The organism is Leptospira idonii, assembly GCF_004770995.1.
Lineage (GTDB): Bacteria > Spirochaetota > Leptospiria > Leptospirales > Leptospiraceae > Leptospira_A > Leptospira_A idonii.
On the sequence record NZ_RQHW01000033.1, the window covers coordinates 127,163 to 133,749 of the forward strand.

Here is a 6,587-nt window from a genome sequence, read left to right on the forward strand (position 1 = left end):
AAATATCCCTTAGGGATTTTCCAGAAGTTTTAAGATCACTGCTTTCTGTGCGTCCAGTCTGTTCTCCGCCTGAGTGAAGATGATCGATCTTTCGCTTTCCACCACTTCTCTGGTGATTTCGTATCCTGCATGGATCGGCATATCGTGCATCACTTTTGCCTTCGTGCCTTTTAGAAGATTCGAATTCACTTGGTAGGGCATCATGAGTTCGATTCTTTCTTCTTTTTCTTTTTGGAATTTCGGGTCGTTGAAAAATTCCATATCCACCCAAGTATCCGTATAAACATAATCCGCATCCTTCACTGCGATGTGGACATCCTTTTCCCAGGAAAGAGTTCCTTTGGCGACTCCTCGGTCCACCACTTCCTTGACGATGGAATCTTCCGAAGCGATAGGAGTAACTAAAGTTAAATGAATTCCCAATGCGGCAGTGATCCCGATGAGAGAGTTGACCACATTATTATGGACACCGATATAACAAACCTTTGTGGATTTCCAATCGTTCGGACGATCCATGACGATGGTCAAAATATCCGCCAAAGCTTGGCAGGGATGAAATAAATTACAGCAACCGTTGATGACTGGAACTTTGGAACCGTTTCGAAGAACGAGAAGATCTTCATTGCGTTTCAAACGAGCCATGATGATGGAAACGTTTCTGGAAAGATACTCCGCTTCGAAATCGATATCGGAGAGAGAAAAGTTAGAAGCCATCCAATCCAGAAAGATAGCATGTCCGCCTAGTTCTGTCATACCTGCTTCGAAAGAAACTCTGGTTCTGGTGGAAGTTTTTTGGAACAACATCGCCATAGAACGGCCGGCCATGTGGCCAGAGAAAAACACTCTATGTTGTTTTACATAAACGGCAAAATCGACGATCTCCGCAATTTCGGAATCGGACCAATCCTTCCAAGATACCAGATGTTTGATTGAAGACATAGTAAAAGCCTGATATGAGTATCGGCAGGAAAACCACTCTTCCTTGGTGAATCGGACGGAAAAAAGGAAGAGGGGAGTCAAACCCTCTCCTTTTTTATCTTTTGTTCTTAAGCGGCAGCCATAGAACGAGCGATCAGAACATCAGGAAGAAGGAATTCTTCCGAGAACTTTAGGCCGAATTCAGTGCCTTCGCTCGTTTCTCTGATCCAAACCACTTTGCCGGAGTATTTAATTTTGGAACGAGTGAGTTCGCTTTCGATCAAACCGGAAATGATGTCCTTTTCTTTGATTTCGGCGCCCATTTCCACGATTCCGCTGACTCCGATTTCAGAAATATCTCTGATGGAAGCAAGAAGGTATTCCGGGGTTTCGTTGATCGTGAATACTTTTAAAACAAAATCATCCCAGGCGGCAGAAAAGATTCTTTGTTTAGCACGAGATTCTAACATATATTTATCTCCTAGAATTACGATTCTACTAGTGCATAAATCGTGCCAGAACCTTGTTTACCCAAAAGAAATCGTCACGTAACAAAATCTACACCTTCTTGCCTTAATTTGCCTTTCCCCTAAACGAACTGACAATGTTTTCCGAACAAATTGTTCACAAAATAAGCAATTTAAAATAAATCTAAATTTTTACTCAATTTAGACTGAATCTAGCTTGTAGATTTTTCAAAAAACTGCTTCGTAGTAAGGAGCAGAGGATACTATGCTAAACAGAAATATAACAAACACTTTATTCCTTACCGCAATCCTAGGGGTCATATCTTGCGGACCTTCCCAAGAAACCTTGGATTTACAAGCAAAAGCAAAACAGATGTTTGGTTCCCTTCCGGCAAAAATGCCTGGCTCGGAGAAAGACACACAAGATCTGGTCGCTTTGGGTAAAAAACTTTATTTCGAGAAAAAACTTTCTCAAAATAACACACAGTCGTGTAACTCCTGTCACAATGTAGAAGGAAAGGCGGCAGGTGTGGACAACCTACCTACTTCTCCGGGAGCATTCGGAAAAAACGGAGATCGTAACTCGCCTACGGTTCTGAACGCAGGGTTTCATTTCGTTCAGTTTTGGGACGGAAGAGCGGCGGACTTAAAAGCACAGGCAAAAGGACCTATCTTAAATCCTGTGGAAATGGCAATGCCTTCCGAAGCGGAAGTTCTGAAACGTTTGAAAGCGGATGCTGAATATCCGGCACTCTTTGCAAAAGCGTATCCGGACGTAAAAGATGCAGTGACTTACGACAATTTGGCGGGAGCGATTGCTGCATTCGAAAGAACTTTGGTATCTCCTTCCCGTTTCGACGATTTCGTGAACGGAGATGCGAACGCATTGACAACGGAAGAACAAGCAGGACTACAAACATTCATCTCTACAGGATGTACATCCTGCCATACCGGAAATCTATTCGGAGCGACCTCCTACAGAAAAATGGGAGAGAGAGTTCCTTATGAAACCGCAGACTTAGGAAGATACAACGTGACTAAACAAGAGTCCGACAAATATCTTTTCAAAGTTCCTACACTGCGTAACATCGCTTTGACGGGACCGTATTTCCATGATGGAAAATCCGCAACTCTGGAAGATGCCGTTAAAAAAATGGCCTATCACCAGTTAAACGTAGAGCTTACCAACAAAGAAACGGCAAAGATCGTAAAATTTTTGGGAAGCCTTTCCGACAAAAACAGAGTCAACTGAATCACACACATTTTCGTTTCCTCGCTTTCCCCCCGTTTGCAAATGTTTCGGGAAGGTGAGGGGGCGAACCCCCTATGGGGCCGGGCTCGTCCGGGCTCCGCTTTCGCTTCGGTCGCAAGCGACCGCTAGGCGCCCTCCCGATCCCTTTCGCAAATACGATCGATTCGCATCTGTCTTTTGGCCTTCCCTGTTCCTTTCTTTTTTTCATTATAAATCTTTCCGAATTCCGGATTGACAGAAAACCAAAAAATGCAACTATGTTGCAAATGAAAAATTCGGAAAATACATGGGAAACAATCATCATCGGAGGGAGTTTTGCAGGTCTGTCTGCTGCCTTAGCTCTGGGACGTTCCAGAAGAAAGGTTCTTATCATAGATCATGAAAAACCCTGCAATCGTTTCACTCCTCATTCTCATAATCTATTGACCCACGACGGCAAACCTCCTTTTGAAATCAAAAGAATCGCCAAAGAAGAGTTAGCTCATTATCCGAACTTACATTTTTTGAATTCCGCCGCGATCAAAGTTTCTTCTTCCGAATCCTATTTCGGAATCAAAACGGAAGATGGGGAATTTCATTTGGGCAGAAAACTTTTATTCGCCACGGGCGTCATTGACGTTCTGCCGAATCTTCCCGGTTTTGCGGAATCTTGGGGAGTTTCTATCTTTCATTGTCCTTACTGTCACGGATACGAAGTGAAGGAGCAGAATTTGGGAATCATGGCCAACGGGGATATCGGCTTCGAAGCGGTGAGGCTTCTGAGCCAATGGTCGAAACAACTGACTTTATTTACGAACGGACCTTCTCTTTTGAAGGAAGAACAAACAGCAAAACTAAAAGCAAAAGGAATCCCTGTCATTGAAACGGAGATCCGTGAATTCGTACAAAACAACGGTTATGTGAAAAAAGTGGTGTTTCTTGACGGAACTTTTGTGACTCCTCAAGCAGTCATGGCTAGAGTTCCTTTTGTACAACATTCTCATCTTCCTGCGGAGTTGGGAGTTGTGTTGAATGAGATGGGTCATATCCAAGTGGACGGATTCCAAAGAACCAACCTTAAGGGAGTTTATGCAGCAGGAGACAATACTACGATGTTTCGCAGTTTATCCACTGCAATCGCACAGGGAGGGCTTGCGGGTGCGATGATCAATAAGGAACTTTTGGAAGAAGATTTCTGAAAAAATCGGGGAATTTATGTGACTTATCCGAATGGAGGGCTAGTTTTCTTAAATTTTGCAGGGAGGATATATGTGTGATCTCCTAAAGAAGAAAACGACATTCTATATTCGTATAATTGTGTCAAATGAAACGATGTGATTTTGTATTATGTCACATTATGGAAATTGAATATGCAAACTTGGTATAATGTTGATTTAGGATATGGAATGGTTGAGTCTCGCAAAAACTAAGTAATTGGACATTTTGTTCGTTAAGTTGGACGGATTTAGAACAGAAGTTAGGTTTTTTACTTAGGGAAGCAGGAATAGTTTGAGTTTTTGTTCGTAAAACGAGTGATTTTTGTTCAAAAATTCAAGCTATGTTCATAAGAAGACATAGGGAATCCTTCTCTTGTTTTTAAGAGAATAGATAGGGATCGCTTTTATTTGAGAAGTTGCTTAGTAGCTTAAGCTACTTTCTTCCAAGAATAGGTGTGGTACATTCCGCCGAGCACTGGTTGTGAGGCGAGTTCATAATCGCCATCTCTAGGTTTGTGCAAAACTTCCGAAGAAACAGGTGTATCTTTATCCAAAGCTAAGTGAGTTCTGTTGTGATTGTAAAAATGAATAAACTCTTCCAGCTTCACTTTTAGATGATATTCATTCAAAGGAACAAAGTAGTCTAAAAATTCATTCTTACAAGTTTTAACAAAACGTTCCGCATATCCGTTCTGCCAAGGAGAGCGAACCGCCGTCTTTTTGTGTTTGATTCCCAATCGTTCTAAATACCTAGAGAACCTCTTTCCGAATAAACAATCATTGTCAGTAAGAACATAAGAGGTGTTCTTCAGTCCTTTCTTTTTAAGAGCATATTTGATGACTCTTCGAACCCAAGCAGTCGAAGTTTTAGCGGAAATATCAAAATGGAGAATTTGTCTGTTCTTTAGATCGAGAAAGAAGATCACTTTGTATATTTCTCTGAAGTTGTAAGAGAACACAGTGAAGAGATCGGAAACGATCATGGAGTCCGAGTGAAGTAGATAGAAGTTTTTCCAGGAAAGTCTCTTTCTCGGATTCGGTGATCTATGGAAAGTCTTAACATATTTGGAAACAGATCTTTCTGAGATAATAAAACCCAACTTCAATAAAACTCCGTGTATCTTTGTAGCACCCCAGATCGGGTTTTGTTTTGCGATTTTCCTTACCAACTTGATTAAGCTCCATGGGACATTGGGTCTTCCAGGGTTCTTGCTTTTGGAGAGTAACTTCCAGAAGAGTTTGAACTTTTGCTTTCTCCAAAGAAGTAAAGTGTCTGGTGTCACTAATAGGAGTGACGACTTCCAATTGGGATTCAAGTAGGAGAGTAGAACGAGTTTACATCGTTCCCAAGTAGTAGGGCGGAAGATTTTGTGTTTTCTTTTGTAAGCGGAGAGCTGAGTTTTGAGGAATAGGTTTTCTAATAGAATATTTTTTACATTAAAGATAAGGAAAACATTAAGAAATATAGAGAGAAAAAGGAAAATATGTAACATAACGTATCATTTTGTTTGTCGGAAAACATCTTGTTCCTTGGATAAAAAGTTGCGAAAATAACAAATTGAAACTAAAATTGATATAGAAAACCTTAACGAACCCAGATTGGGAAATCATGAACTTTAAGGTAAAACATTGTTCATTGACAACTAACAAAAAGAACTCAAGCGCTAGCGATCGCAGCGGAAATCCTTTCCTGAATGGAAAGATTGAAGCGAAGAGCGCGGTCGTGTAGTGGATAAACGAGTGTCGTATAAAAAATACGAAGCGCCCAGCAACCAAGTGAAGTGTATCATGCGGTGACGCAGGCAAGGATGCCGAAGTTCGTTTGTCATGACAGGATGTCATGCAAACGAGAGCATGTTACACGTAACGCTTGGCGGAAACATAGGAGTTAGCAATACAGGGGGAGCGGGTAAGGGAGTTACGACAGCCGGACAGCTAACATACAGTAAACAGAAGGGAGTGGGAGTCAACGTATCCGCCTCTTATAAAGACCCAAGCAAAGCAAGCACATCGAACACACCGAACGCAGATAAACCGTTATCATCACAAAGACCGAACCAGATGAGTGGAACGGGAGTGAGCATAGGGTATTCAGAGAAAGGGGGTTATGAAGCGAGTGTAGATATACTCGGAGCGAATGCATATAACTGGGATTCGATCAATGGTTTAACAGCGAATACGAACTGGGCGGTAGATAAGTATAGATCTGATGAGAGAGAGAAGATAAAAAAAGAGAGGGAGAAGCAGGCCAAACTGTTGCAGGAAGGTAAGGACGCTTTTGCGGAGGATTGGAAAGATAAACATCCAGAGGATGCGAACTTAACACCAGAAGAAATATTTGATAAGAATGCGGAACAGAAGAGAGCCGCTGGAGCAGAGAAAGATGGTTCGAGAGAGAATCTCCTTGATTATGCGAAAGGATTTATCCAAGACAACTTCTTAAACTATGGAGGATCTGATAGCTCTGGATATGTGGATGAGAAGGGACAATTCCATGCGAATACATGCTTTGTTGCAGGGACTAAGATCACAAAATTAAAACGCGAATACTATGAAGTAGCTGATCGATTAGAGCCTAATTCTAAGTATGAAGAACAAGTCTCTATTGAAGAGATCCAGTTAAAAGACATTGTTCGATCCTGGAATGAGGAAACAGGACAATTTGAATATAAAGAAGTGTACAAATATAGTATTCGCCAGTCACACTCTTCTAACTTTTATTAGGTTAAATGATTTCTTCCTGATCTAATTTTG

Annotated in this window: 6 protein-coding genes; 3 read left to right on the forward strand and 3 right to left on the reverse strand. The window is 41.5% G+C overall.

Annotated elements, in window-relative coordinates; genetic code table 11:
- Positions 1 to 9: 9 nt before the first annotated feature.
- A complete protein-coding gene (locus EHS15_RS10155) occupies positions 10 to 939 on the reverse strand; it encodes an ornithine carbamoyltransferase (RefSeq protein ID WP_135760451.1) in 930 nt (309 codons plus the stop codon).
- Positions 940 to 1,046: 107 nt separating this feature from the next.
- The gene (locus tag EHS15_RS10160) at positions 1,047 to 1,388 is read right to left on the reverse strand and encodes an LEPBI_I2431 family sigma-54 regulated protein (protein ID WP_135760452.1); all 342 of its coding nucleotides are present in this window, start codon (positions 1,386 to 1,388) and stop codon (positions 1,047 to 1,049) included.
- Between the two features lie 262 nt (positions 1,389 to 1,650).
- Here EHS15_RS10160 and EHS15_RS10165 point away from each other — a divergent pair, with 262 nt between their 5' ends.
- Together EHS15_RS10165 and EHS15_RS10170 are read left to right on the forward strand one after the other, a co-directional pair.
- Positions 1,651 to 2,637 carry a cytochrome-c peroxidase gene (locus EHS15_RS10165; RefSeq protein ID WP_135760453.1) on the forward strand — a complete coding sequence of 329 codons (987 nt, stop codon included), beginning with the start codon at positions 1,651 to 1,653 and terminating at the stop codon, positions 2,635 to 2,637.
- A gap of 266 nt (positions 2,638 to 2,903) precedes the next feature.
- Entirely contained in the window at positions 2,904 to 3,815 is a 912-nt protein-coding gene (locus tag EHS15_RS10170) for an NAD(P)/FAD-dependent oxidoreductase (RefSeq protein ID WP_135760465.1), read from the forward strand.
- A 446-nt stretch (positions 3,816 to 4,261) separates the two neighbouring features.
- On the opposite strand, the gene EHS15_RS10175 is transcribed toward EHS15_RS10170, so the two are convergent.
- Complete coding sequence (locus EHS15_RS10175) at positions 4,262 to 5,317, reverse strand: integrase core domain-containing protein (RefSeq protein ID WP_135760466.1); 1,056 nt, start codon at positions 5,315 to 5,317, stop codon at positions 4,262 to 4,264.
- Between the two features lie 370 nt (positions 5,318 to 5,687).
- On the opposite strand from EHS15_RS10175, the gene EHS15_RS10180 reads away from it, so the two are divergent.
- Complete coding sequence (locus EHS15_RS10180; protein ID WP_135760454.1) at positions 5,688 to 6,557, forward strand: hypothetical protein; 870 nt, start codon at positions 5,688 to 5,690, stop codon at positions 6,555 to 6,557.
- Positions 6,558 to 6,587: the final 30 nt, after the last annotated feature.